This is a genomic window from Variovorax sp. Soil_C_17, assembly GCF_057657265.1.
Genome location: NZ_JBDGIT010000001.1, coordinates 1300601 through 1325684, shown reverse-complemented (window position 1 = coordinate 1325684; position 25084 = coordinate 1300601). Strand labels below are relative to the sequence as shown.

General features: G+C 69.6%; 21 protein-coding genes. 9 read left to right on the top strand and 12 right to left on the bottom strand.

Translation table 11 applies throughout. The features are described 5' to 3' along the window. Nucleotides 1-15 precede the first annotated feature (15 nt). Nucleotides 16-855, top strand: coding sequence for a ChaN family lipoprotein (locus tag AC3A6Y_RS06395; RefSeq protein WP_487867369.1), 840 nt, complete (start codon nt 16-18; stop codon nt 853-855). Between the two features lie 16 nt (nt 856-871). Here the strand turns inward: AC3A6Y_RS06395 and aptA are convergent, their stop codons facing one another. Next, complete coding sequence (aptA, locus tag AC3A6Y_RS06390; RefSeq protein WP_487867368.1) at nt 872-2206, bottom strand: omega-aminotransferase AptA; 1335 nt, start codon at nt 2204-2206, stop codon at nt 872-874. A gap of 89 nt (nt 2207-2295) precedes the next feature. Between aptA and purU the strand changes: the two genes are divergently transcribed. Genes purU through AC3A6Y_RS06370 form a run of 4 tightly spaced genes read left to right on the top strand, consistent with a single transcriptional unit; the run spans nt 2296 to nt 5775 of the window. Further along, nucleotides 2296-3144: a formyltetrahydrofolate deformylase gene (purU, locus tag AC3A6Y_RS06385; RefSeq protein ID WP_487867367.1), complete on the top strand. Its 849-nt coding sequence runs from the start codon at nt 2296-2298 to the stop codon at nt 3142-3144. A 33-nt stretch (nt 3145-3177) separates the two neighbouring features. After that, nucleotides 3178-4680, top strand: a complete 1503-nt coding sequence (locus AC3A6Y_RS06380) for an FAD-linked oxidase C-terminal domain-containing protein (protein WP_487867366.1) — start codon at nt 3178-3180, stop codon at nt 4678-4680. 2 nt (nt 4681-4682) lie between these two features. After that, complete coding sequence (locus AC3A6Y_RS06375) at nt 4683-5042, top strand: CidA/LrgA family protein (RefSeq protein WP_487867365.1); 360 nt, start codon at nt 4683-4685, stop codon at nt 5040-5042. Between the two features lie 4 nt (nt 5043-5046). Continuing rightward, nucleotides 5047-5775 (top strand): LrgB family protein, encoded by a 729-nt coding sequence (locus AC3A6Y_RS06370; RefSeq protein WP_487867364.1) that lies wholly within the window; start codon nt 5047-5049, stop codon nt 5773-5775. A gap of 56 nt (nt 5776-5831) precedes the next feature. Here AC3A6Y_RS06370 and AC3A6Y_RS06365 read toward each other — a convergent pair whose 3' ends face one another. The 4 genes from AC3A6Y_RS06365 to AC3A6Y_RS06350 form a co-directional block, all read right to left on the bottom strand. Continuing rightward, nucleotides 5832-6290, bottom strand: a complete 459-nt coding sequence (locus tag AC3A6Y_RS06365; protein ID WP_487867363.1) for a thrombospondin type 3 repeat-containing protein — start codon at nt 6288-6290, stop codon at nt 5832-5834. A gap of 119 nt (nt 6291-6409) precedes the next feature. Continuing rightward, nucleotides 6410-7708, bottom strand: coding sequence for an SGNH/GDSL hydrolase family protein (locus AC3A6Y_RS06360; RefSeq protein ID WP_487867362.1), 1299 nt, complete (start codon nt 7706-7708; stop codon nt 6410-6412). Between the two features lie 48 nt (nt 7709-7756). Continuing rightward, entirely contained in the window at nt 7757-11095 is a 3339-nt protein-coding gene (locus tag AC3A6Y_RS06355) for a carboxyl transferase domain-containing protein (RefSeq protein ID WP_487867361.1), read from the bottom strand. An 11-nt stretch (nt 11096-11106) separates the two neighbouring features. Further along, nucleotides 11107-12720 (bottom strand): AMP-binding protein, encoded by a 1614-nt coding sequence (locus AC3A6Y_RS06350; RefSeq protein ID WP_487867807.1) that lies wholly within the window; start codon nt 12718-12720, stop codon nt 11107-11109. An 83-nt stretch (nt 12721-12803) separates the two neighbouring features. Here AC3A6Y_RS06350 and AC3A6Y_RS06345 point away from each other — a divergent pair, with 83 nt between their 5' ends. The 3 genes from AC3A6Y_RS06345 to AC3A6Y_RS06335 all read left to right on the top strand — a co-directional run bounded on the left by AC3A6Y_RS06345 (nt 12804) and on the right by AC3A6Y_RS06335 (nt 18100). Continuing rightward, nucleotides 12804-13475, top strand: a complete 672-nt coding sequence (locus tag AC3A6Y_RS06345) for a TetR/AcrR family transcriptional regulator (RefSeq protein ID WP_487867360.1) — start codon at nt 12804-12806, stop codon at nt 13473-13475. Between the two features lie 52 nt (nt 13476-13527). Beyond that, nucleotides 13528-14781: a branched-chain amino acid ABC transporter substrate-binding protein gene (locus tag AC3A6Y_RS06340; RefSeq protein WP_487867359.1), complete on the top strand. Its 1254-nt coding sequence runs from the start codon at nt 13528-13530 to the stop codon at nt 14779-14781. A gap of 97 nt (nt 14782-14878) precedes the next feature. Beyond that, nucleotides 14879-18100 carry a bifunctional cytochrome P450/NADPH--P450 reductase gene (locus tag AC3A6Y_RS06335; RefSeq protein WP_487867358.1) on the top strand — a complete coding sequence of 1074 codons (3222 nt, stop codon included), beginning with the start codon at nt 14879-14881 and terminating at the stop codon, nt 18098-18100. A 12-nt stretch (nt 18101-18112) separates the two neighbouring features. Here AC3A6Y_RS06335 and AC3A6Y_RS06330 read toward each other — a convergent pair whose 3' ends face one another. From AC3A6Y_RS06330 to AC3A6Y_RS06310, 5 genes are all read right to left on the bottom strand, one after another. Beyond that, nucleotides 18113-18496, bottom strand: coding sequence for a RidA family protein (locus tag AC3A6Y_RS06330; RefSeq protein WP_487867357.1), 384 nt, complete (start codon nt 18494-18496; stop codon nt 18113-18115). Between the two features lie 51 nt (nt 18497-18547). Further along, nucleotides 18548-19321, bottom strand: a complete 774-nt coding sequence (locus AC3A6Y_RS06325) for an esterase/lipase family protein (protein ID WP_487867356.1) — start codon at nt 19319-19321, stop codon at nt 18548-18550. 75 nt (nt 19322-19396) lie between these two features. Continuing rightward, nucleotides 19397-20029 (bottom strand): TetR/AcrR family transcriptional regulator, encoded by a 633-nt coding sequence (locus AC3A6Y_RS06320; RefSeq protein ID WP_487867355.1) that lies wholly within the window; start codon nt 20027-20029, stop codon nt 19397-19399. A 30-nt stretch (nt 20030-20059) separates the two neighbouring features. Further along, complete coding sequence (locus AC3A6Y_RS06315) at nt 20060-20530, bottom strand: phasin family protein (protein WP_487867354.1); 471 nt, start codon at nt 20528-20530, stop codon at nt 20060-20062. 52 nt (nt 20531-20582) lie between these two features. Beyond that, on the bottom strand, nt 20583-21134 hold the full coding sequence (locus tag AC3A6Y_RS06310; RefSeq protein WP_487867353.1) for a hypothetical protein: 552 nt from the start codon (nt 21132-21134) through the stop codon (nt 20583-20585). Between the two features lie 310 nt (nt 21135-21444). Between AC3A6Y_RS06310 and AC3A6Y_RS06305 the strand changes: the two genes are divergently transcribed. Continuing rightward, entirely contained in the window at nt 21445-23043 is a 1599-nt protein-coding gene (locus AC3A6Y_RS06305; RefSeq protein WP_487867352.1) for a WS/DGAT/MGAT family O-acyltransferase, read from the top strand. Here AC3A6Y_RS06305 and selD read toward each other — a convergent pair. Next, nucleotides 23033-24094 carry a selenide, water dikinase SelD gene (gene selD / locus AC3A6Y_RS06300; RefSeq protein ID WP_487867351.1) on the bottom strand — a complete coding sequence of 354 codons (1062 nt, stop codon included), beginning with the start codon at nt 24092-24094 and terminating at the stop codon, nt 23033-23035. The genes AC3A6Y_RS06305 and selD overlap by 11 nt on opposite strands. 26 nt (nt 24095-24120) lie before the next feature. Further along, complete coding sequence (senB, locus tag AC3A6Y_RS06295; protein ID WP_487867350.1) at nt 24121-25083, bottom strand: selenoneine biosynthesis selenosugar synthase SenB; 963 nt, start codon at nt 25081-25083, stop codon at nt 24121-24123. Nucleotide 25084: the final 1 nt, after the last annotated feature.

Sequence of the window (25084 nt, the reverse complement as noted above, 5' to 3'; positions counted from 1 at the left end):
GCGTAGTATGGCCCGATGCCGCGTCGCTCCCTTTTCTCACCCGCCTGGCCGGCCGCACTGCTGGCGGTGGCCATGCTCGCGGGTTGCGCGTCTTCCCGGCCACTGGCGGATGCGCCGGTCGCCCGCCGCGCCATGGCACTGCTGCCGGCCGATGCCCTGCTCCTGGGCGAACAGCACGACGCCCCCGAACACCAGGCGATCGAACGCGAGACCGTGGAGGCGCTCGTGGCGCGCGGGCGGCTGGCGGCTCTGGTCATCGAGATGGCCGAAGAAGGCGGCAGCACCGCCCACCTGGGCGCAACGGCCACCGACGCCCAGGTGCAGGCCGCCCTGGGCTGGAACGAGAAGGCCTGGCCCTGGAGCGCCTACGGCCCGGTCGTCATGGCCGCGGTGCGCGCCGGCGTGCCCGTGCTCGGGGCCAACCTCCCGCGTGCGCGCATGAAGGATGCAATGGCCGACGTTTCGCTCGACGCGCAGCTCGGCGCCGAGGCGCTCAAGGCCCAGCAGGAGGCGGTGCGCGAGGGCCACTGCCGCTTGCTGCCCGAGTCGCAGATCGGCCCCATGACGCGCATCCAGATCGCCCGCGACCGCGCCATGGCGCAGACCCTCCTCAAGGCTCGCGTGCCGGGCAAGACGGTGTTGCTGGTGAGCGGTGCCGGCCACAGTGCCAAGGCCTTGGGCGTGCCGCAGCACCTGCCCAGCGACCTCGCGGTGAAGACGGTTGCGCTTCAGGCCGGCGCCGCCTCCGACCCGCAGCGCCCGCCGGGCGCCTTCGACGCCGTCTGGCAGACGCCCGCGCTGCCCGAGAAGGACCACTGCGCAACGCTGCGGGCACAGACCCGCCCCCCAGGCTAGGCCGCCTGGGCTTTGCTCAGGCGTTCTTGCGGATCGAATCCGCCAGCGTGTTGACCAGCGCGTCGATGTGCGACTTCTCGACCACGTAGGGCGGCGCGATCACGATCACGTCGCCGGCGGGGCGCACCAGCGCGCCCTTGTGGAAGCAGTCCAGGAAGATGTCGTAGGCCCGCTTGCCCGTCGCGCCCGCGATCGGCGCGAACTCCACCGCCGCCGCCAGCCCCAGGCTGCGGATGCCGATCACGTTGGGCAGGCCCTTGAAGGTGCCGTGGAAGGCATCGCCCAGCACGCGGCCCATCTCGCCCGCCCGCGCGAAGAGCTTCTCCTTGGCGAAGAGATCGAGCGTCGCGAGCGCCGCAGCGCAGGCCACCGGATGGCCCGAGTAGGTGTAGCCGTGGAAGAACTCCACCACGTGCTCGGGCGCGGAGGTGTTCATCATCGCGTCGTAGAGCTTGTCGCGGCAGATCACGCCGCCCAGCGGGATCACGCCGTTGGTCACGCACTTGGCGAAGTTCAGCATGTCGGGCACCACGCCGTAGAAGTCGGAAGCGAAGTTGGTGCCCATGCGCCCGAACCCGGTGATGACCTCGTCGAAGACGAGCAGGATGCCGTGCTTGTCGCAGATCTCGCGAAGCTTCTGCAGGTAGCCCTTTGGCGGCAAATACCAGCCGGCCGAGCCCGCCACCGGCTCCACGATGATCGCGGCCACGTTGCTCGGGTCGTGCAGCGGCAGGATGCGCTGCTCCAGGTCGGCCAGCGCGTCCTCGGCCCACACCGGGTCCTGGTGGTGGATGTAGGCATGGTTCACCGGATCGTGGATGAAGCGCATGTGGTCGACCCGCGGCAGGAAGGCCGAGCCGAAGACCTTGCGGTTGCCGGGAATGCCGCCCACCGACATGCCGCCGAAGCCCACGCCGTGGTAACCCTTCTCGCGACCGATGAAGACATTGCGATGCCCTTCGCCGCGCGCGCGGTGATAGGCCAGCGCCACCTTCAACGAGGTATCGGCTGCCTCGCTGCCCGAGTTGCAGAACAGCACCTTGTTGAGGTCGCCGGGTGCCATGGCGGCGATCGCTTCGGCCGCCTTGAAGGCCTTGTCGTTGCTGACCTGGAAGGCCGTGGCGTAGTCGAGCGTGTCCAGCTGCTTCTTGATCGCCTCGTTGATGGGCTTGCGGTTGTGGCCCGCCCCCACGCACCACAGCGAGGAAATGCCGTCGATCACCTTGCGGCCATCGTGCGTGGTGAACTCCATGCCGTCGGCCGCCACGAAGACGCGCGGGTCCTTGCGGAAATGGCGGTTGGGGGTGAAGGGCAACCACTGGTTGTCCATGCTGAAGTCGTTGTAGGCCATCTATTCGCTCCTGCAGGGTGGACGCTGGGGGGAAGGGCATTTTGGCACCGGGCGCGAGATTCGGCAGCCCTGCGACAATCCTGCCCCTTATGACCCCCGCGTACATCCTCACCCTTTCCTGCCCCGACCGCACCGGCATCGTCCACGCCGTGTCCGGCTTCCTGCTCGAGCGCGGCGGCAACATCGAAGAAGCGGCGCAGTACAACGACCACGGCACCGGCCTCTTCTTCATGCGCGTGCGCTTCGCCTGCGCCGACCATGGCGAGGCCGCGCTGCGCGAGCAGATCGCCGCACTGGCACAGAGCTTCGGGATGCGCTGGAAGCTGCACGTGGCGGCCGAGCCGATGAAGACGGTGATCCTGGTCAGCAAGGAAGGCCACTGCCTCAACGACCTGCTGTTCCGCTGGAAGAGCGGCCTGCTCTCGATCGACGTGCGCGCCATCGTGTCGAACCACCGCGACTTCTACCAGCTGGCGGCCGGCTACAACGTGCCCTTCCACCACATCCCGGTGACGGCCGCCACCAAGGCGCAGGCCGAGGCGAAGCAGCTGGAGATCATCGAGGCCGAGGGCGCCGAGCTGGTGGTGCTGGCGCGCTACATGCAGATCCTGAGCAACGATCTTTGCACCCAGCTCGCCGGCCGAGCGATCAACATCCACCATTCCTTCCTGCCCAGCTTCAAGGGCGCCAAGCCCTACTACCAGGCGCACGACCGCGGCGTGAAGCTGATCGGCGCCACCGCGCACTACGTGACGGCCGATCTCGACGAGGGGCCGATCATCGAGCAGGACGTGGAGCGCGCGGACCACACCGACACGGTGGAGGACCTGACTGCCCGCGGCCGCGACACCGAGACGCAGGTGCTGGCCCGCGCCGTCAAGTGGCACAGCGAGCACCGGGTGCTGCTCAACGGGCACCGGACCGTCGTCTTCAAGTAGCGCAGGCCGCGCTGCTTGCCTTAGAGTCGCTCCATGAACGCGCCCACGACAAGCACCCAGCGCGAAGGTCTCCAGGCTTCGGAACGCCAGGCCGAGGTGGTACGCGCGCTGCAGGCGCGGCTGCCCGCCCATGCGCTGATCTGGCAAGCCGAGGACACCACGCCCTACGAATGCGACGGCCTCACCGCCTACCGCCAGCGCCCGCTGGCGGTGGCCCTGCCCGAGACCGAGGCGCAGGTGCAGGCCGTGCTGCAGACCTGCCACGCGCTGGGCGTGCCGGTGGTGGCGCGCGGCGCCGGCACCGGGCTCTCGGGCGGCGCGATGCCGCATGCGATGGGCGTGACGCTCTCGCTGGCCAAGTTCAACGACATCCTGAAGGTCGACCCGGTCAGCCGCACCGCGGTGGTCCAGTGCGGCGTGCGCAACCTCGCGATCAGCGAAGCCGCTGCGCCCTTCAACCTCTACTACGCACCCGACCCTTCCAGCCAGATCGCCTGCACCATCGGCGGCAACGTGGCCGAGAACTCGGGCGGCGTGCATTGCCTCAAGTACGGCCTGACGCTGCACAACGTGCTGCGCGTGCGCGGCTTCACCGCCGAGGGCGAGCCGGTCGAGTTCGGCAGCGAGGCGCTGGACTGCGCCGGCCTGGACCTGCTGGCCCTGGTGGTCGGCAGCGAGGGCATGCTCGCCGTCACCACCGAGGTCACGGTCCGGCTGGTGCCCAAGCCGCAGCTGGCGCGCTGCATCATGGCCAGCTTCGACGACGTGCGCAAAGCCGGCGACGCGGTGGCCGCGGTGATCGCCGCCGGCATCATTCCCGCCGGCCTGGAGATGATGGACAAGCCCATGACCGCCGCCGTCGAGGACTTCGTGCGCGCCGGCTACGACCTCGAGGCCGAGGCGATCCTGCTGTGCGAATCAGACGGCACGCCGGAAGAGGTGGAGGAAGAGATCGCGCGCATGAGCGAGGTGCTGCGGACGGCCGGCGCCACCGCGATTTCGGTGAGCACCAGCGAGGAAGAACGCCTGAAGTTCTGGAGTGGCCGCAAGAACGCCTTCCCGGCCTCGGGCCGCATCAGCCCCGACTACATGTGCCTGGACTCCACCATCCCGCGCAAGCGCCTGGCCGACATCCTGCTGGCCATCCAGCAGATGGAGAAGAAGTACGGCCTGCGCTGCTGCAACGTGTTCCATGCGGGCGACGGCAACCTGCACCCGCTGGTGCTCTTCGACGCCAACGACCCCGACGAGCTGCACCGCTGCGAGCTCTTCGGTGCCGACATCCTCGAAACCAGCGTCGCCATGGGCGGCACCGTGTCGGGCGAGCACGGCGTGGGCGTCGAGAAGCTCAACAGCATGTGCGTGCAGTTCACGGCCGAGGAAAACGAGCAGATGTTCGGGGTCAAGCGCGCCTTCGATCCGGCGGGGCTGCTCAATCCGGGCAAGACCATCCCGACGCTGCAGCGCTGCGCGGAATACGGCAAGCAGGTGTTCCGCGCGGGACGGATGCCGCACGCGGACCTGCCGCGCTTCTGACGATGAAGGGACTGCGCGGCCTCGCCTGGCTTCTGGCCCTGCAATCGATCGGCGAGTTGCTGTCGCGCGGGCTGTCGCTTCCGCTGCCCGGCCCGGTGCTGGGCCTGGTGCTGCTGCTCGCCGCGCTCCGGTTCGAGCTCGTGCGCGAGCCGGTGGCCGAATGCGCGAACTTCCTGCTCTCGCACCTGTCGCTGCTCTTCATCCCGGTCGGCGTGGGCGTGATGACGCACCTCGGGCTGCTCGCGCAATACGGCGGCCGCATGCTGTTCGTGATCGTGCTGTCGACCTGGATCGGGCTGGCGGTGACGGCAACCGTGCTCTACTGGCCCGACCGCCGGCGCGGGCACGAGGCGGAGCGCTGATCCCATGCCCCGCTTCGTCGAGCTCTGGATCTATCTCTCTGCCACGCCGCTCTTCGGCCTCACGGCCACGCTGGTGACCTACCTGCTCGCGAGCGCGGCCTATGCGCGGCTGGGCAGTGCGCCCTGGGCCAATCCGGTGCTGTGGTCGGTGATCGTGCTGGCCGGCGGCCTGCTCGCGACCGGCGTGGACTACCCCAGCTACTTTGCGGGCGCGCAGTTCATCCACTTCCTCCTTGGGCCGGCCGTGGTCGCGCTGGCGTGGCCGCTGTGGCAGCGGCGCGCGGAACTCAAGGCGCGCTTCGGCCGCGTGCTGCTCGCCGCCCTGCTGGGCGGCATCGCCGCGAGCGCCTCGGCCGTGGCCCTGGCCTGGGCCGTGGGACTGCCGCACGACGTGGTGCTCTCGCTTGCGCCCAAGTCCGTCACCGCGCCGGTGGCGATGGGCATCTCCGAGAAGATCGGCGGCATCCCGGCGCTGTCGGCGGTGTTCGCGGTGCTCACCGGCATGATCGGCGCGCTCTCGGGCAAGTACCTCTTCGATGCCCTGCGCATCGGCACCGATCCCACCGGCTTCGCGGCACGCGGCTTCGCGCTGGGTACCGCCGCCCATGGCATCGGCGCCGCGCGTGCGCTGCATGTGAACGCGGATGCCGGGGCCTACGCGGGGCTGGCGCTCGGTCTGCAGGTCGTGCTGGCGGCGCTCCTGATGCCGCTGGCGTTCGGCGTGCTTCGCTGAAGCCTAGCCCAAAAAAAACGCCCGCGAAAGCGGGCGTTCGTTGTCAACGGCTCACATCAGCTGCGGTTGGGATTGTTGGGCCGGTTGTCATAGCGATTCGGGACACCGTCGTTGTCCCGATCACGGTCACGGCGATTCGGCACGCCGTCGTTGTCCCGGTCACGGTCGTAGCGATTCGGCACGCCGTCGCGATCGCGGTCCCAGCGGCCGCGGTTGTATTCCCAGCGCCCGTCGCGCTCACGCCATTCGGGCGCACGGTAGGCATAGCCAGGCCGCGCGCGGACCCACCCGCCGTTGATCCACACATGCCGTCCGTTGCGCCACTCGTAGTGGCCCGGTGCCCACACGTAGCCGCGGCGCGGCGGGGGCACGCGTTCACTGCGCGGCGGAGGCGGCGGCGTCTGGATGACGATCGCCGGCTGCGCCTGCGCGGTGGTCGGGACCACCATCACGGCCGTCCCCGCCGACAGAAGCGACGCAGCACCTACAGCAAAAGAGATCGCGAGTTTTTTCATGGGGAACCCCTCATGAGTTGTTGGAGGAGCCTTCATCCTCCCTGGGCCATGTGAAGCCCTTGTAAGCCCAGCCCGAAGCTTTTTGTAAAGCTCTGTCGCCTTTTGTTGCGTCCTGCGGCCTACTCTCGCAGCTCGCGCAGGTCGATCGCATCGCCCATTGCGGCGTAGCCGGCCGGACCGGGGTGCAGGTGGTCGCCGCTGTCGTAGAGCGGCTTCATCGCGGCCGGATCGACGGGGTCGCGCAGCGCCTGGTCGAAGTCCACCACCCCATCGACGTCCTGGCGGCCGCGGACCCAGCGATTCAGGGCCTGCCGGCGCAGCTCCTTCTCCTCGCTCCAGTAGGCCGCGCCCTTGAAGGGCGTGATCGTGCCCAGCAGCACCTTCACGCCGCGGGCGCGCGCCTGCTCGATCAACTGCTGCAGCCCGGCCGCGAGCTGCTCGGCACTGGCCGGCCGGAAGGCCGGCGACAGCCCCTGCATGGCGACCGGCAGGCTCACGCCGAGGTCGTTGATGCCGATCAGGATGAGCACATGCGTCACGCCGCTCTGTTCGAGCGCGTCGCGCCGGAAGCGCTCGATGCCGCGCGGGCCCGTGCCGTCCACGAGCAGCCGGTTGCCGCCGATGCCGGCATTGATCACCGCGAAGGCCCCATGGCCGCCGGGCTGCTCGCGCAGGCGCGCGGCCAGCCGGTCCGGGTAGCTCGCGGGCAGCGCCTCGCCGTTGCTCGTGCCCTGGGTGATCGAGTCGCCGAAGGCCACCACCACGCGCGGCGTGGCCTGCACCGCGACGTCCAGGCCGGTCACGACGTGGTTGATCGGCGAGGGGACGGCACCGGGCCATTTCGCGCGCATCACCGCAGCGCCGGGCACCATCACCGTGGCGCCCAGCGGGTGCATGGTGGCAAAGGGAGTGCCCGCCTCGACCTGGTAGCTCACCGCCACCGCCTGGCCGGGCTCGACCGCGAGCCGCGCGCCATCGCTCCAGGCCTCGCGGCCCGGCGCGATCGTGATGCCGGTGCGACCGCCGAAACGCAGCCGCTGCAGGCTGGCCGGCGCCACCGCGTCCACGCCGGCGGCGAACGCCACGCTGGCATCCACGATGCGCAGCGGCCGGCGCCCGAACAGGTTCGAGAAACGCACGCGCATGCCCTCGCCGCCGAGGGCAGACACCATCTGCTGGCGCAGGCTCCGGCCGTCGAAATGCTGCGGCCTGGCGGGCAGTGCCGGCAAGCCCGGGAACAGCGGCGCGGGCATGTAGTCGAGCGGTGCCGAAGCCCAGCTGGCGGCCCAGCGCGGCGTTTGTGCCGGCTTCGGCTGCGCGCCGAGAGGAAACGGCATGACGGCAAGCAGCCCCAGGCCCGCGCAGCGCGCGAGCCCGGCCTGGGCGAAGCGTCGTCGTGAAACCAGGTCCTTGCGCAAGCGAGCCAGTGTATGCAAGCCTCGTCCCGGCCGGTGTCGGACGAGGCGCTACCAGGTATCGACGTAGGGGGTGGCCGGCCGCTGCGCCGTTGCGGCGGACGCGAGCCCGCGCACCAGCCAGGCGCGGGTGTCGGCGGGGTCGATCACGGCGTCGATCTCCAGCGTCTGCGCCATGTGGATCGCCTCGCCGTTCGCGTACTGCTGCGCGACCAGCTTCTTGAACAAGGCATCGCGCTCGGGCCCTTCGGCCGCGGCCTCCAGCTCCTTGCGGAAGCCCAACCGCACCGCGCCCTCCAGCCCCATGGCGCCGAATTCGCCGGTCGGCCAGGCGACGGTGAAGACCGGCGCATCGAAGCCCCCGGCCGTCATCGCCTGCGCGCCCAGGCCGTAGCCCTTGCGCAGCACCACGGCGAAGTAGGGTACGCGCAGGTGCGAGGCCACCATGAACATGCGGCACACATGGCGCACCTGCGCCTGCGCCTCGATCTCGGGACCGACCATGAAGCCCGGCGTGTCGCACAGGGCGATCAGCGGCAGCCCGTGCGCATTGCACAGCTGCATGAAGCGCGCGGCCTTGTCGGCGGCCTCGACGTCGATGGCGCCGCCGAGGTGGTGCGGGTTGTTCGCCAGCAAGCCCACCGGCTTGCCCTCGATGCGCGCCAACGCGGTGACGATGCCGCTGCCGAAGCCCGCGCGCAGTTCAAGCAGCGAGCCGGTGTCGGCCACGCCGCGCATCGCGGCGCGCACGTCGTAGACGCGCAGCCGGTTCTCGGGCACCGCGTGGCGCAGCGCACGCGGGTCGGCGCACCGCCAATCGCTCGTCGCCCCCTGGAAGTACGCGAGGTACTGCTTCGCCGCCGCCACCGCCGCGGCCTCGTCCTTCACGAGGATGTCGATCACGCCGTTGCGCGACTGCACGCCGCTGGGTCCGATCTGCTCGGGCGCGAAGGTGCCGAGCCCGCCGCCCTCGATCATGGCCGGCCCGCTCATGCCGATGTTGCTGGCCTCGGTGGCGATGATCACGTCGGCGCAGCCCAGCAGCGCCGCATTGCCGGCGAAGCAGCGCCCATGCACGATGCCGACCACCGGCACCTGGCCCGAGAGCGCCGCGAACTGGCTGAAGGTGTGGTTGTTGAGGCCGGCGACGATCGGCATGTCGGTGTCGCCCGGGCGCCCGCCGCCGCCTTCGGCGAACAGCACCACCGGCAGCTTCAGCTGGTGCGCGATGCCCAGCATGCGGTCGGTCTTGTGGTGGTTGCGCATGCCCTGCGTGCCGGCGAGCACGGTGTAGTCGTATGCCATCACGACACAGCGCGACTTCTCGGGGCCGAACCGGCGGGCGTTGACGCTGCCGATGCCGGTCACCATGCCATCGGCCGGCGTGTGGGCGATCAGGTCCTCGAGCGTGCGGCGGCGTGTCTGCGCGGCGACCGCGAGGGCCCCGTATTCGCTGAAGTTGCCGGGCGTCTCGGCCAGGTCGCACAGGTCCGCGATGTTGGCGCGCGCGGTACGGCCGCCTTGGGCGTGGCGCTTCGCGACCGCGGCGCCGCGGTTCGCATCGAGGGTGAAGGCGTGGCGATCGATCACCTTCTGCAGGTCGGGCCGGATCGCATCGAGGTCCTGCTCGCCCTGCGATTCGGCTTCGACGGCCTGTGCTTCCACTGCCTCGAGCCGCAGCAGCGACTGCCCCTCCACCAGGTAGTCGCCGGGCGCGGCCAGCAGCGCGATCACGCGGCCGGCCGCGGGGGCGTGCAGCAGATGCTCCATCTTCATCGCCTCGAGCACGCCGAGTTGCGCGCCGGCCGGCAGCACATCGCCCACCGCGATTTCGAACTGCACCAGGCGGGCCGGCATGGGCGCCTTGACGACGAGGCCGTCCTCGTCTTCGTCCTGCTGCGACGCCTTTGCGTTCAGTTCGATCGCGGGCGCGTGGGCCGCCCTCGCAGCCGACGCATCCAGACGCGAGGCCGCTGCGAGCAGGTCGGAAAGATGCGCCTCGACGAAGCGCGTGTGCAGCTTCTGCGTGGCGAATTCGGGGCGCTCGCCGATCGCGCGCAGCAACGCCAGATTGGTCGCGACACCCTCGATGCGGCATTCCTCCAGGGCACGCAGCGAACGCCGCACGACATCATCGAAGCGCGGCGAGGCGGCATGCACGATCAGCTTGGCGAGCAGCGTGTCGTAGTGCGGCGAAGGCGCCAGGCCGGCGTAGCCGTGGGTATCGACGCGCACTCCGGGCCCTGCCGGCAGGTCGAAGCGCGACAAGCGCCCACCGGCCGGTCGCGCCTGCCCTTGCGCGTCGAGCGTCTCGGCATTGAGACGCCACTGCACCGCGAAGCCGCGCTGCGCGGCACTGCGGTCGGCCTCGATGCCGAGCGCTTCCAGCGACTGCCCTGCCGCGACGCCGATCTGCAGCTGCGCCAGGTCGAGCCCCGTGACGGCCTCGGTCACCGTGTGCTCGACCTGCAGGCGCGGATTGGCCTCGATGAAGACGAAGGGCAGCCTCGCCGAGTGCTCGTCGACCAGGAATTCGAAGGTGCCCAGGCCCCGGTAGCCCACGGCTTTCGCCATGCGCAGTGCGGCCTGCACGAGGCGCTCGCGCAGGGCCGGCGACAGCGAGGGGCTGGGCGCGATCTCGACCAGCTTCTGGAAGCGCCGCTGCAGCGTGCATTCGCGCTCGCCGAGGCTCGCGACCGCGTGGCCGTCGCCCAGCACCTGGATCTCGATGTGGCGCGCATTGCGCATCAGGCGCTCGACGTACACGCCCTCCACGCCGAAGGCCGCCTTGGCCTCGGACATGCAGCGTGCATGCGCCTCGGGCAGATCGTGCGCGTTCAGGACGGCGCGCATGCCGCGGCCGCCACCGCCGCCGATGGCCTTGACCATGACGCCGGGTCCGGCGTCGATCCCGTTGCCGCCGGCCGCCGCCTCCTCCGCCTGCTGCGCCGCGAAGAAGGCCTGCGCCTCGGCCAGCGTCACCGCCCCGGCGCTGCCCGGCATCACCGGCACATCGCACTGCTGTGCCAGCGCGCGAGCGCGCGCCTTGTCGCCGAAGAGGGCGAGCTGGCCGGGCGTCGGGCCGACGAAGCAGAGTCCCGCATCGGCGCATGCCTGCGCGAAATCCGCCCGCTCGCTCAGGAAGCCGTAGCCCGGATGCACCGCATCGCAGCCCTGGGCGCACGCGATCTGGATCAACGCAGCGCCGTCGAGGTAGGCCGCGGGGCCGGTCGCGTCCAGCGGCACGGCGGCATCGGCCAGCTGCACGTGCAGTGCAGCGGCATCGTCCTTCGCATGCACGGCCACGCTCGCGATGGCCAGATCGCGCAGCGCGCGCACCAGCCGCACCGCGATCTCGCCGCGGTTCGCCACAAGGATCTTCTTGAACAACGCGGGACCTTTCAGGGATGGTCTTTCAGCAGCCGGCGCAGCACCTTGCCGGCGCCGGTGGTCGGCAGCGCATCGATGAAGCGCACCGCGCGCGGCGCCTTGTACGGCGCCATGTTCTCGCGCGCCCAGGCCACCAGCGCCTCGGCCTCGAGCGCTGCGCCGGGCTTGCGCACGATGAAGGCCTTGACCACCTCGCCCTTCTCCGCGTCGGGCTCGGCGATGACCGCAGCCTGCGCCACGGCCGGATGCTTGACGAGGATGGTCTCGACCTCCTCGGGGAACACGCTGTAGCCCGAGACTTTGATCATTTCCTTGAAGCGGCCCATGAACGTCAGGTAGCCGTCGGCATCGAGCTTGCCCATGTCGCCCGTGTGCACCCAGCCCTTGCGCAGCGTGGCGGCGGTGGCCTCGGGCTTGTTCCAGTAGCCTTTGAAGCAGCCGGGGCTGATGAGGACGATCTCGCCGACTTGGCCCGCCGGCCGGTCCGCGCCGGTCTCGGGGTCGATGATGCGGATCGTGACGCCAGGCACCGCCACCCCCTGCGTGCCCCAGCGCGGCGCATGGTGCGGCGTGTAGGTGTCGCAGGTGTGGGTCTCCGAAAGGCCGTAGGCCGCCTCGAAGGAAATGCAGTGCTTCGCGAAGCCGCGCCATTGCGCCGCCAGCGGCTCGGTGAAGGTGATGCCGAAGCTGGTGACCGGGTTCATGCGCAGGCTGGACAGGTCGAAGCCCGCAATGCCTTCCACCTGCATGCAGGCGACGTTCATCGGCGCAATGCTGTACCACCAGCTGACGCGGTAGCGCTCGATGGCCTGCAGCACCGCGCGCGGCTCGAAACGGTGCAGCAGCACCGAGGTGGCGCCGGTGAGCACCGGCACGTTGACGCCCATCAGCATCCCGGCGATGTGATACAGCGGCGCGACGGACAGCAGCACGTCGCTGCCGGCGACGCCGTTGCAATCGGCCGCGGCGCGCGTCTTGAAGAGCGCATTGGCGTAGCTCAGCATCGCGCCTTTGGGCAGGCCGGTGGTGCCCGAGGTGTAGGTCATCAGGGCGACGTCGTCCATCGAGAGCGCGACGGGCGCGGGTCGCGCGCCGCTCCCCATGACGGCGAGGAAGTCCTCGCAGCCTGCGGGCACGCTTCGCGTGCCGGCCCGCGCCACCTCAAGATCGGCGGGCAGGTCGAGCGTGGGGGCCTGCGGCAGCAGGTCGGCGTAGTGCACCACGAACACGTGTTCCAGCGCGCTGCGGGCCCGCACCTTGTCCACCACCGGCAGCAGCGAGGCCGCCGCGACGATCACGCGCGACTTCAGGTCCTCGACCTGGTAGGCCAGCTCGTGCTCCTTGTTGAGCGGGCTGCTGGGGCACACGATGGCGCCGATCTTCTGGATGCCGTAGTGCGCGGCGAGGTACTGCGGGCAGTTGTTGAGAAAGAGCACCACCGGCTCACCCTTCTGCACGCCGATGGCCTGCAGCCGCGCGGCGAAGGCATCGCTGGCGGCATCGAGCTCGGCATAACTCATTGCATGGCCGTACCAGACGCAGGCCGCATGGCCGCCGCGCTCGCGCGCATGCGTGCGCAGGTACTCGTGCAGGGGCTGCTGGGGGCGATCGGGAAGCGCGGTGATTGTCTCCATGGCGTCACTCTCACAGGGTTATCGATAGGGTTGGCCGCTTGCCATGGCCGCATGGTGCTCCAACAATCCTACCCATGGGTATAACCTCGGCGACACCGCACAAACCCTCTGAGCGCACCGACCTGCCGCAAGGCACCGGCCGCCAGCGTGCCGCCACCGCGGGCACCGACGTGCAGCGCGAGCGCATCCTGCAGGCGGCCGCGCAGCTCTTCGCGGCGCAGGGCTACGCCAACACGACCATGGCGCAGATCGTGCGCGCGCTCGAAGTCACCAAGCCCTTCGTCTACTACTACTTCCGCGACAAGCAGGAGATCTTCGAGACGCTCTCGTGGCAACCCGCGGTCGACTGCTTCACCTCGCTGGACTTCGCCGAAGGCGATCCGCGGCCCGCGGTCGAGAAGGTCAAGGAGGGCATCGAGCGCCTGATCCGCGCCACGGTGGCCCACCACCCTTGCGCCTTCTTCCCCTACCGCGAGCCGCAGGTGTACCGGCCCGAGTACATCGCCGCGCAGAAGAAGCTGGCCCACCATTTCTACGATCGGCTCTGCCCTCTGCTCGAGGAAGCGCGGCGCGACGGCGACCTGGACTTCCGCGAGACCAAGATCACCGCGCTGGCCGCGCTCAGCCTGCCGGGCTTTCTCTACAGCTGGTATCGGCCCGAGGGCCGGCTCACGCCGGACGAGGTGGTGGCCGAGCTGGCGCAGCTCGCATGGCGCGTGCTGGGCCTGCGCGAGCGCGACGGCTGAGCACCGGCGCTGCGCCCTTCTTTTTTCTTCCACCTACTCCCGGAGACAAGCCATGAGGTTCTCTTTCGCCTTCGCGCCGCTGGCCGCCGCCGCGCTGCTCGCGGCCGGCTCGGCCCAGGCCCAGCAGACCTACAAGATCGCCTACATCGACCCGCTCTCGGGCCCCTTCGCGAACGTGGGCGAGCTGATGCTCACGCACACGCAGTACGCGATCGAGGACATCAACGCCAAGGGCGGCGTGCTCGGCGGCACGAAGCTGCAGCTGCTGCAGTTCGACAGCAAGCTCTCGGCGCAGGAGAGCCAGAGCGCGCTGCAGGCCGCGATCGACCAGGGGGCCCAGGCCATCGTGACCGGCGGCTCGGGCTCTTCGGTGGTGGCGGCACTGGTGCAGTCGGTCAACCGCTGGAACCAGCGCAACCCGGGCAAGGAGCTCATCGTCCTCAACCACTCGTCGATCGACCCCGAGCTGACCGGCAAGGCATGCAGCTTCTGGCATTTCCAGACCGAGGCCAACACGGCGATGAAGATGAAGGCGCTGGCCAACTACATCAAGAAGACGCCGGACATCAAGAAGGCCTACCTGCTCAACCAGGACTACGCGCACGGCAAGCAGTGGGCCAGCTACGGCCGCCAGCTGGTGGGCCTGGCGCGGCCCGACGTCCAGTTCGTCGGCGAGGCGCTGCACCCCATCGGGCGCGTGAAGGACTTCTCGCCCTACCTCGCGAACGTGAAGCAAGCGGGGGCCGACACGGTGATCACCGGCAACTGGGGCCAGGACATGACGCTCCTGCTCAAGGCCGCCGGCGATGCCGGCTACAACCTGCGCTACTTCAACCACAGCGCCGGCTCGGTGCCGGGCACGGTGCTCGCGGTGTCCCAGGCCAAGCTGGGCCAGCTGACCTGGGTGGCCGAATGGCATCCGGGCCAGGCCGACTCGCCGAAGGCCGACGCGCTGGCCAAGGCCTACAAGGCCAAGACCGGCAAGGACTTCCTGGCGCCCCGCATCGAGTTCACCCCGCGCCTGCTGGCGGCGGCCATCGACAAGGCGGGCAGCACCGACACCACCAAGGTGGCACGCGCGCTGGAAGACACGCGCTTCGATTCGGTGGTCGGCCCGGTGCGCATGCGCGCCGAAGACCATCAGCTCTTGCTGCCGCAGGTGGTCAACACCATCGCGCCCGTGGACGGCAAGGCGGTCAAGGTGGGCTGGGAAGGCACGAACTACGGCTTCCGCACCGACGCGGTCTATACCGGCAACGAGCTGGCGCAGGGAACGGAATGCAAGATGGTGCGGCCTGCATCGTGATGCTTCCGCGCTAAGGGATAGCCCTGCCTGCCGGGCGTGGCGGCATCGGGATACTGCGATGTCGTCCGCAGAGGGGCGATGGAGGCTGTAGAACACCATGGCAGGCAAGAACCCGCTCTACCCGATCCCGCATCCCGCGCGGAAACCCTTCGTCGGCAATATCCTGTCGATCGGCTCCGAGTCGCCGGTGCTCGACATGTGGAAGATCGCGCAGGACCTGGGCGAGATCTACTGGCTCGACATGCCGGGCATGCCCGTGATCGTGGTGTCCTCGGCCGCGCTGGTCGACGAGCTGTGCGACGAGAAGCGCTTCGACAAGAGCACCAAGGGCACGCTGCGACGGCTGCGTGCGCTCTCGCACGGGCTGTTCACCTCCGACACCCACGAGTCGACCTGGTCGAAGCCGCACAACATCCTCCTGGCCAACTTCAGCCAGCGCGCGATGCAGGCCTACCACCCGATGATGCTGGACATCGCCGAGCAGCTGGTGACCAAGTGGGAGCGCCTGAACTTCGACGAGGAGGTGGACGTGGTGCGCGACATGACCGCGCTCACGCTCGACACCATCGGCCTGTGCGGCTTCGGCTACCGCTTCAACTCCTTCTACCGCGAGGGCTTTCATCCTTTCGTCGACGCGATGGTGCGCACGCTCGAGACGGTGCAGAACCGGCGCGGCATCCCGCTCGAGGAGCTGATGCTCAAGAAGCAGCTGGCCCAGCAGCGCAAGGACATCCGCTTCATGCACAAGATGGTGGAGGACATCATCCAGGAGCGGCGCCAAAGCGGGGCCGACATCGCGACCAAGCCCGACCTGCTGAGCTACATGATCGCCGGCGTGGACAAGAAGACCGGCGAGCGCCTGGACGACCGGCAGATCCGCGACGAGTGCATCGAGTTCCTGATCGCGGGGCACGAGACCACCAGCGGCCTGCTGTCCTTCGCGCTCTACTTCCTGCTCAACCACCCCGAGGCGATGGCCAAGGCCCGGGCCGAGGTCGACCATGTGTTCGGCCCCGACCCTGCGGTGAAGCCCACCTACGCGCAGGTCAATCGGCTGGTCTACGTGCTGCAGGTGCTGAAGGAATCGCTGCGCATGTTCCCGACCGCACCGGCGATCGCGATGGCCGCGAAGGAAGACACGACGATCGGCGGCCGGTACACCATCAAGAAGCGCAACATGGTGATCATGCATGCGCTCGCGCTGCACCGCGACAAGTCGGTGTGGGGCGAGGACGCGGATCGCTTCAACCCCGATCACTTCAGCCGCGAGGCCGAGCGGGAGCGGCCGGTCAACGCCTTCAAGCCCTTCGGCAACGGGCAGCGCGCCTGCATCGGGCGGCAGTTCGCGCTGCAGGAGGCGGTGCTGACGCTGGGCATGATCCTGCAGCGCTTCGACCTGGTCGATCACACGGGCTACAAGCTGAAGATCCGCGAGGCGCTCACGATCAAGCCGGAGGGATTCAAGATCCGTGCGGTGCCGCGCGATCCGGCCACGCGCTCGCGCGGCGACGCGGCCGTCGCGCAGCCGGTGCAAACCGCGGCCGAGCGGCCCGCTGCCCCGAGACCGCAGGCCGCACGCCACGGCACCCCGCTGCTGGTGCTGCAGGGCTCCAACCTCGGCAGTGCCGAGGACCTGGCGCGCCAGCTGACGGAAGCTGCCGAGATGCGCGGCTATTCCACCCAGCTCGCCTCGCTCGACGACTACGCCGAGCGGCTGCCTGCCGAGGGCGCGGTGGCCATCGTCTGCGCCTCGTACAACGGCATGGCGCCCGACAATGCGGCCGAGTTCCATCGCTGGCTGGATCAGGCCGACGATTCGCTCAAGGGCGTGCGCTTCAGCGTCTTCGGCTGCGGCAACACCGACTGGGCCTCGACCTACCAGGCCGTGCCGCGGCGCATCGACGAGCGCCTTTCAGCGCTGGGCGCGACGTGCATCCACGTGCGCGGCGAAGGCGACGCGCGCGAGGACATGGACGGCGCTTTCCAAGACTGGAGCGATGCGCTGTGGCCGCAGCTCGCGAAGACCTTCGAGCTGAAGGCGACCGATTCGGCGCCCTTGCAGAGCGAGCCGCTCTACACCTTGGAAGAGATGCCGCCGCCGCAGAAGAACGGGCTGGTCGATGCGCTGGGCGCGGTCGGCATGCGCATCCTGCAGAACCGCGAGCTGCAGAGGGGCGGCGACCTTGTCGACAACGGCCGCTCCACCCGGCACGTGGAGCTGCAGCTTCCCGAAGGCGTCAGCTATCGCGCCGGCGACCACCTGAGCGTGGTGCCGCGCAACGGCGCGGCGCAGGTGGACCGTGCAATGGCGCGCTTCGGCTTCGACCGCAAGGCCCACGTGCGGCTGCAGGCCGCGCCGGGGCGCAAGGCCGCCCTGCCGGTGGACGAGGTGATCGCGGTCGACCGCCTGCTCGGCGACTACGTCGAGCTGCAGGACGTGGCCACGCGCAAGCAGATCGCGCAGCTCGCGAGCCATGCGCAATGCCCCTTCACCCGGCCCAAGCTGGAGGCCCTGTCGGGTGCCGACGAGGCCTCGGCCGCGCTCTACAAGAGCGAGGTGCTGCACAAGCGCAAGTCGGTGCTCGACCTGCTGGAAGAGTTCCCCGCCTGCCAGCCGCCCTTTGCGGTGTTCCTGGAAATGCTGTCGCCGCTGTCGCTGCGCTACTACTCCATCTCCTCCTCGCCGGCCGTCGATGGCGGGCGCTGCAGCGTGACGGTGGGCGTGGTTTCCGGGCCGGCGCGCTCGGGCCTGGGAACGTTCGAGGGTGTGTGCTCCAACTACCTGGCGCGTGCCGAGGCCGGCGAACTGGTGCATGGCGTGGTGCGCGAGACCACGGCCGAGGGCTTCCGGCTGCCCGAGGACCCGCAGCGGCCGCTCATCATGGTCGGCCCCGGCACCGGGCTCGCGCCCTTTCGCGGATTCCTGCAGGAGCGTGAGGCACAGATCGCCAAGGGCACGGCGCCGGGCGAGGCCCTGCTGTTCTTCGGCTGCCGCCATCCGGAGCAGGATTTCATCTACGCCGACGAGCTGAACGCCTGGGCCGAGCGCGGCGTGGTGCGGCTCCACACCGCCTTCTCGCGCGCCGGCGAGCGCAAGGTCTATGTGCAGGACCGCATCCGCGAGCAGGCGGCCGAGGTCTGGCGCCTGCTGGGCCAGGACGCGATCGTCTACGTGTGCGGCGACGGCTCCCGCATGGAGCCGGACGTGCGGCGCGCGCTGTCGGACATCGCGCGCGAGCATGGGCAGGACGGCGAGGCCTGGCTGGAGCGCATGATCGCGGACAAGCGCTACGTGCTGGACGTGTGGGCCGGCAACTGAGGCTCGCGCGGCTCAGGTGCGCTTGCGCGCCGTGACCTCGATCTCGATCTTCATCCGCGGGTCCGCCAAGCCGGCCGAGATCATCATCGCGGCCGGCCTGGACTCGCCGAAGTACCGGCGCAGCACGGGCCAGCAGGCGGGAAAGTCGTCCGCCCTGGGCAGCACGTAGGTGACGCGCACCACATCGGCGAAGGAGGCGCCGGCCTCGGCCAGGGCCGCGCCGATGTTCAGCAGGCATTGCTCGGCCTGCTCCACGACGCCGTCGCGGATGGTCATGCTCGCGTAGTCGAAGCCGGTGGTGCCGGAGACGAAGACCCAGTCGCCGTCCACCACGGCGCGGGAATAGCCGATTTCCTGCTCGAAGGTGGAGCCGGAGCTGATGAGTCTGCGTGTCATGGGCTGGCCTGCGAAGTCGAAGGGGTGCGATTCTCGCGCCGCCGCCACGCCCTATTCCGGCCGCCCCGGATCCGGAAACACCAGCGGGCCCCACAGCTTGCGATCGAAAGGCTTCCACTGCCCCTCCGGCTGCGCCAGGCGGTCCGCCAGCGCATAGAGCACCGCCGGATGAGCGCCCAGGCCCAGGTGGCTGGCGATCACCTCGATGTTTTCCGATCGGGGCCCGGCTGCCTCCACGCTGCAGCGCCACGCAACCACGCCGTCGCTGCGGCTGAAGATGGAAGTGGTGGGCACCGGCGGCGTCGGGCGCACATGCTTCATGCGCCGCGGGTCTTCGGAGCTCTGGCCGCTCACGCCCTCGTAGATGCGCCATGCATTCGTGGCGCGCGAGCTGCCCGTGAAAGGACTGCCCAAGGTGACCACGCTGCGCACCCACTGAGGATGGCGCGCTGCGAGCAGGCGGGCATAGACGCCGCCCAGGCTCCAGCCGATCAGGCTGACCTTGCGGCCGCTCTCGGCATGCAGGGCCTCGAGCTTGGCGATCATGCCGTCCTCGATGCCATCGCGCGGGCCGAAGTTGCGTCCGAGGCCCCAGCCATGGGCGTCGTAGCCGCGGCCTTGCAGGTAGCGCCGCAGCAGTTTGGTCGACATGTCGCTGGCCACCAGGCCGGGCAGCACCAGCACGGGATGGCCGTCGCCGCGCGGCGCGAGTTGCAGCAAAGGCCACAGGGCCAGGGCCGCACCGGCCTCCCAGAGGGCGCGTCCTTCGGCCAGCAGCAGCAGGCGCGAAGGCGGATCGATGGGGTCTTGGGTGGCTGCCATCATGAATATCTCCTTTGTCGTCGTTATGGGTGACCCTGGCTCCGCGGCAGTTCCGGGGCCGCTGGATGGCACGTTCGCCTATTTGAGGTATTTGCCGCGCAAGTAATCAAGGTAAGCCCTCGAATCGCGGGAAACATAGGGGGAAACCAGCGTCAGGGTGTAGAAGGCTGCCAGCCCCGGGTCGGCCTGCTGCAAGGCGTCGCGTCCCGGCACCAGCCGCTCGAAGGAGAGCCAGCAGGTGGTGGTGAAGACCATCTGCAGCGCGAGCATCTGCGCTTCTTCGGCGGTCGCCTGGATGACACTCGCGGCCCGCAGCGCCTCGCACAGCGATTGCGCGGCCAGCAGGTTCTGCGCCGTGAGGGCCTGGGCCCGCTGGCCGAGCGCCGGGTACTCGCCCGCCAGGAAGGCCATGTCACGGTAGACGAAGCGGTAGGCATCGATGGCCTCGAAGCGCAGGTGCAGCGCGAGCCACAGGTCGTCGATGGCGCGGACGGTGCCGGAGGACGCGTTGAGCAGTTCCAATTGCTCCTCGAAGCGCCGGAACAGCCGATCGACGATCAGCTGCTTGGCCTTGAAGTGGTAGTGCAGGTTGCCGGGGCTGATCTCCAGCTCGGCCGCGATCCGGTGCGTGGACACGGCCGCGAGCCCTTGCGCGTTGAACAGCGCCAGGCTGGTCTGCAGGATGCGTTCGCGCGTATTGATGCTGGCCACGGGCTCTGGGCTCGGTCTCTGTGTAGCCTCTCAGCGCTTGCGCTGTCCCGATTCGATGCGCTCCAGGCGTTCGAGCAGCAGCTTCATCTGATCGCGCAGGGCCTGCATCTCCTGCGCGGTCGGCATGCCCAGCCGCTGCATCGCGGCGGCAACGCGCTGGTCGAAGACGTCCTCGAACTTGCGGATGCCGAAGCTCTCGAGGCCGAAGCCGCGCTGCGGCGCATCGCCCTTGGGCGGGCTCATGCCGAGCAGGCTCTCGATGACGTTGGTCTGGCGCTTGACCACGTCGTCGCGCACGTTGCCCAAGGCCTTCAGGCCGGCGCGCAGCAAACCCTGCGCGCCGGCCTTTTGATCTTGTGCGGCGACCTTCTTGGCCGGCGCCGCCTTCTTGCGCGGGACCGCCTTCTTGGCCGGCGCCGCCTTCTTGGCCGGCGTCGCCTTCTTGCCGGCCGCAGCCGCCTTCTTCTTCACGCTGACAGTTTCATCGCGGCGAGTCGCCATGCGTTGCTCCAGGACAGGTCAATTGGAAAGGCGGCCGGCCCCGCCTCGGGGCTCAGGCCGCCTTGCGCGCGGTGCGCACGGTGCGGCGCACGGCCGAGCGGGCCTTGGCCTTCACGGTCTTGACCGGCGTCGCTTCCTCCGTGCTGCCCGCCACGCGGCTCTCGATCTGCCTGGCGCCGGCGGCGATGCGATCGGCGATCTGCACCGAGACGGTGGCGATCGGCTGGTGCAGGCTGCCCAGGGCCTGCAGCATCGAGCTGCCCAGCGGCGACTCGATGCGGGCGGCGGCGTTGGCGACCGTCTCGATGCCGCTGGTGGTGGTGCCGGCGATGCGGTCCATCACGGCGACGACGCGGCCGGTGTCGATGTCGAGGCGGTTGGCCAGGAAGCCGTTGACCTTCTCCTGCGCGCCGATCAGGCGGGCCTTGAGCGTCTCGTTCACCAGCGGCAGCTGGCGGGCGTTGAGAAATTCGCTGGTGCGCGAGGCTGCGCCGTTCAGCAGGCGATGGGCGCCCGCGCGGTAGGCGCCGACCAGGGTCTTGCCGGCGTCGTTGTACTGGCCGACCACGTGGAGAGCGGCGCTGGAGAAGTTTTGCGTGGACATGATGATTTCCTTGAAGTGGGATGGGACACATGACACCGGGAACCGATCCCGCCATCACTCGCGTCATGGTTCCGACGCGATGGCCTCATCTTCTTCGCAAAGCCCTAGGCCTTGAAAACTAGATCCGTCGGATAGTTAGGCCAACTGCCCCAATTTCTTCAAAGCCCCGCGATGCTACGACGGGCAGGGTGCCGTTCGGTCCACCCGGGCCCCGGGCTTACCCGCTATCGGGGCCTTCGCGCATTGCGGATCATTTTCCCTCGCTGCCCATCGCGCACCACGCGCGCACGACAATACGGGAACCATCCGAATGAAACACCTGAGCGGCCTGGACGCGACCTTCCTGCACACCGAGACACCCGAGACGCCGATGCATGTGGGCGGCCTGCACCTGCTGGAGCTGCCTGCGGACTACGAGGGCGACTACTACGAGGATGTGCAGGCGCACGTGGCGAGCCGCATGCACCTGTCGGAGATCTTCACGCGCAAGCTCGCGCTGATGCCCTTCGAGTTGTCGAACCCCGTGTGGGTGGAGGACGAGGACGTGGACCTCGACTACCACGTGCGCCGCGTCACGCTGCCGCGGCCCGGCACGCTGCGCCAGCTCGAGCAGTACGTGGGCCGCCTGCACTCCACGCTGATGGACCGCAGCCGCCCGCTGTGGGAGTTCTACGTGATCGACGGGCTGCAGGGCGGCAAGGTCGCGATGTATTCGAAAGTTCACCATGCAGGCATCGACGGGCAGGCCGGAAGCGCCTTCGCGCAGGCCATCATGAGCCTGGAGCCGCATCCCGAGCCGGTCAAGGCACCGCGCCAGAAAGCGCGCCGGAGCAACCGCTACCAGCTGGGCGTGGCCGAGCTGGCCGGCGCGGCGCTGAGCAACACGCTGCAGCAGTACGTGAAGCTGGTGAAAACCTTCCCCGACATGGCGCGCGCGGTGCAGAGCCTGATCGTGCCGCAGCCCCGCAGCGAGGGCGCGAGCCTCCGGCAGCAGCCGAAGAACCTCAACCTGCTGGGCCCGCGCACGCCGCTCAACGTGGCCATCACCAACCAGCGCGCCTACGCCGTGCGCTCGATCCCGCTGGCCGAAGTCAAGCAGGCCGGCAAGAAGCTGGGCGCCAGCCTCAACGACGTGGTGATGGGCATCTGCGCCGGCGCGCTGCGCCGCTACCTGGCGGACCATGGCAAGCTGCCGAAGAAGCCGATGACCGCGGCCATCCCGGTGACGCTGCGCGCGCCGGGCGACACCTCGTCGAACAACCAGGTGTCGATGACGGTGATGACGCTGGCGACCGACGTGGCCGATCCGATCGAGCGCATCGAGCGCATCCACGAGTCCTCCACTGCGGCCAAGAACCTGATGGGCAACATCAAGGCCGCGATCCCCACCGACTTCCCCTCCTTCGGCGCGCCCTGGCTGATGTCGGGCCTGGCCTCGATGTACGGCCGCTCGCGGCTGGCGGACCGGCTGCCGCCGGTGGCCAACGTGGTGATCTCCAACGTGCCGGGCGCGCAGGCGGCGCTCTACTTCGCGGGTGCGAAGCTCCTGACCTACTACCCGGTGTCGATCCCGTCCCACGGCATGGCGCTCAACATGACGGTGCAAAGCTACAACGGCAGCCTGGACTTCGGCCTGATCGCATGCCGCCGCGCGGTGCCCGACGTGGACGTGATCGCGGACTACCTGCTCGTCGAGCACCGCGAGATCCTGGCGCGCGTCAAGGCACTCGAACCTGCGCATGGCGCGGAAGGGGCCAAGCCGCCGTCACAGCCCGCGCCGGTCGAAGCAAAGGCGCCTGCGAAGCCCAAGGCACGCAAGGCACCGGCGCGCAAGGCCCCGCCCGCGAAGGCCGCCGCCGCGCGCAAGGCACCGGCGCGCCGCGGCGCGGCCGCCGCCGCTACGCGTTGACGCGCAGGCCGGCGGGCCCGGCCTCCATGCGGCCGATCACGCAGGCGGCCTCGAAGCCCTGTTCGTGGAAGAGCGCCAGCACCTGCGGCACGCAGTCCGGCGCACAGCTCACGAGCAGCCCGCCCGAGGTCTGCGGATCGCTCAGCAGATCCTGCGCCACCGGCGGGAGCGCGGCATCGAGCCGCACCTCGGCCCCGTAGCCGGCCCAGTTGCGGCCGGAGGCACCGGTCACGAAGCCCTCGGTCGCCATCTTTTCGACACGGGGCAGCAGCGGCACCTGCGGCCAGTCGATCACGGCCTGCAGCCCGGCGCCGCGCGCCATCTCGAGCGTGTGGCCCGCCAGGCCGAAGCCGGTCACGTCGGTCAGCGCATGCACGCCCTCGAGCGCGGCCAGCGCGATGCCGGGCTTGTTGAGCCGCGTGGTGTTGGCGATCAGCTGCGCATAGCCCTCGGCGTCGAGCTTCTCCTTCTTGAGCGCCGCCGACAGCACGCCCACGCCCAGCGGCTTGCCGAGCACCAGCACATCGCCGGCTTTCGCATCGGCGTTGCGCCGGACCCGCTTGGGATGCACCAGCCCCATCACGACCAGCCCGTAGATCGGCTCGACCGAGTCGATGGTGTGGCCGCCCGCGATCGGAATGCCGGCCTCGCGGCACACCGCCTGGCCCCCGCGCACCACCTCGCCGATCACCTCCAGCGGCAGTTGGTTGACGGGCATCGCCACCAGGGCCAGCGCCATGATCGGCGTGCCGCCCATGGCGTAGACATCGCTGATGGCGTTGGTCGCGGCGATGCGGCCGAAGTCGAAGGGGTCGTCGACGATCGGCATGAAGAAGTCGGTGGTGGCGATCAGCGCCTGCTCGTCGTTGAGGCGGTAGACCGCGGCGTCGTCGGCGGTTTCGATGCCGACCAGCAGCTCGGGCGGGATGATGCCGCTGCCGCTGTTTCGCAGGATCTCCGACAGCACGCCCGGCGCGATCTTGCAGCCGCAGCCGCCGCCGTGGGAGAAGCTGGTGAGACGGAGGGCGGGGACGGTGCTTCGGTCGTTCATGGTGGGGCCTTTCCGGGTCTTGCGGATTATGGTGGCGCGAGCAGATCGCTCAGCAGGCGCCGCACGCTTGCACGTTCGGCCGGCGGGGTGAAAAGCGGCTCGCGCAGCGCGCACTGCGCCGCCAGTCGCCGCGCGAAGCCGGGCTCGGCGGCAAAGCGTTCCATCAGCGCCGCGAGCGCCGCGTCGTCGCCGACGGGAAAGCAGCCCTCGTAGTCCTCGCCCAACAGCCCCAGATTGCCGCCGATGCGGCTGGCCAGCACCGGCACGCACGATCGCACGGCCTCGATCACCGCCTGCGCGCCGCCTTCCATCCGGCTCATGTGCACCAGCGCGCGGCTGCGCGCGATCCAGCGCCGCGTGACGTCGGGCGGGAGCCCGCCCAACCAGCGGTAGTGCGGGCATTCGGCCATGGTGCGGCGCGCCGCCTCGCCGAGCTCCGGCGCCAGCGCATCGCCGATGTGGACGATCCGGACCGGCGTTGCCGCGGGCAGCCGGCGCGCGGCGTTCATCAGGGTGAGCGGGTCCTTCTCGTCGCGCAGATGCCCGACCGCCACCAGGTTGAAGCTGCGGACCGCCGCACCCTTGCGCAGCCGGGCGGCCGACTGGAGGATGACCCGGGCCTTTGCGCGCTCGGCCGGGCCCAGGCGCTCGAGCGCATCGGGCTGCAGCACCACCAGTTGGCTGGCACACTGGAGCGAATGCTGCGCGGCCTTGTTCTCCTCGATATCGCGGTACACGTCGGTGCCGGTCAGGACCAGCGCGATCGGGGCTGCCGGTCGCGCCGCGCGAAACTGCGCGATCGCCTCGGCGGAACGGCGCGCGTGCAGCGCGATCATCGCGTCGCAAGGCGCCCCGTCCCAGCCGCGCGCGATCTCCACCTCGGCGACGGGCTCCAGGAACCGGCTCCAGCGCGAGGCGGTGCGCCAGTTGCCATTGTTGGCATCTGCCAGTGCCGGCGAGACGATCAGGACATGGGGCTTCTTGCGCATC

Coding starts and splice junctions, on each gene's coding strand:
- AC3A6Y_RS06395 (WP_487867369.1), top strand. CDS start 16: ATGCCGCGTCGCTCCCTTTTCTCACCCGCCTGGCCGGCCGCACTGCTG.
- aptA (WP_487867368.1), bottom strand. CDS start 2,206: ATGGCCTACAACGACTTCAGCATGGACAACCAGTGGTTGCCCTTCACC.
- purU (WP_487867367.1), top strand. CDS start 2,296: ATGACCCCCGCGTACATCCTCACCCTTTCCTGCCCCGACCGCACCGGC.
- AC3A6Y_RS06380 (WP_487867366.1), top strand. CDS start 3,178: ATGAACGCGCCCACGACAAGCACCCAGCGCGAAGGTCTCCAGGCTTCG.
- AC3A6Y_RS06375 (WP_487867365.1), top strand. CDS start 4,683: ATGAAGGGACTGCGCGGCCTCGCCTGGCTTCTGGCCCTGCAATCGATC.
- AC3A6Y_RS06370 (WP_487867364.1), top strand. CDS start 5,047: ATGCCCCGCTTCGTCGAGCTCTGGATCTATCTCTCTGCCACGCCGCTC.
- AC3A6Y_RS06365 (WP_487867363.1), bottom strand. CDS start 6,290: ATGAAAAAACTCGCGATCTCTTTTGCTGTAGGTGCTGCGTCGCTTCTG.
- AC3A6Y_RS06345 (WP_487867360.1), top strand. CDS start 12,804: ATGGGTATAACCTCGGCGACACCGCACAAACCCTCTGAGCGCACCGAC.
- AC3A6Y_RS06340 (WP_487867359.1), top strand. CDS start 13,528: ATGAGGTTCTCTTTCGCCTTCGCGCCGCTGGCCGCCGCCGCGCTGCTC.
- AC3A6Y_RS06335 (WP_487867358.1), top strand. CDS start 14,879: ATGGCAGGCAAGAACCCGCTCTACCCGATCCCGCATCCCGCGCGGAAA.
- AC3A6Y_RS06330 (WP_487867357.1), bottom strand. CDS start 18,496: ATGACACGCAGACTCATCAGCTCCGGCTCCACCTTCGAGCAGGAAATC.
- AC3A6Y_RS06325 (WP_487867356.1), bottom strand. CDS start 19,321: ATGATGGCAGCCACCCAAGACCCCATCGATCCGCCTTCGCGCCTGCTG.
- AC3A6Y_RS06315 (WP_487867354.1), bottom strand. CDS start 20,530: ATGGCGACTCGCCGCGATGAAACTGTCAGCGTGAAGAAGAAGGCGGCT.
- AC3A6Y_RS06310 (WP_487867353.1), bottom strand. CDS start 21,134: ATGTCCACGCAAAACTTCTCCAGCGCCGCTCTCCACGTGGTCGGCCAG.
- AC3A6Y_RS06305 (WP_487867352.1), top strand. CDS start 21,445: ATGAAACACCTGAGCGGCCTGGACGCGACCTTCCTGCACACCGAGACA.
- selD (WP_487867351.1), bottom strand. CDS start 24,094: ATGAACGACCGAAGCACCGTCCCCGCCCTCCGTCTCACCAGCTTCTCC.
- senB (WP_487867350.1), bottom strand. CDS start 25,083: ATGCGCAAGAAGCCCCATGTCCTGATCGTCTCGCCGGCACTGGCAGAT.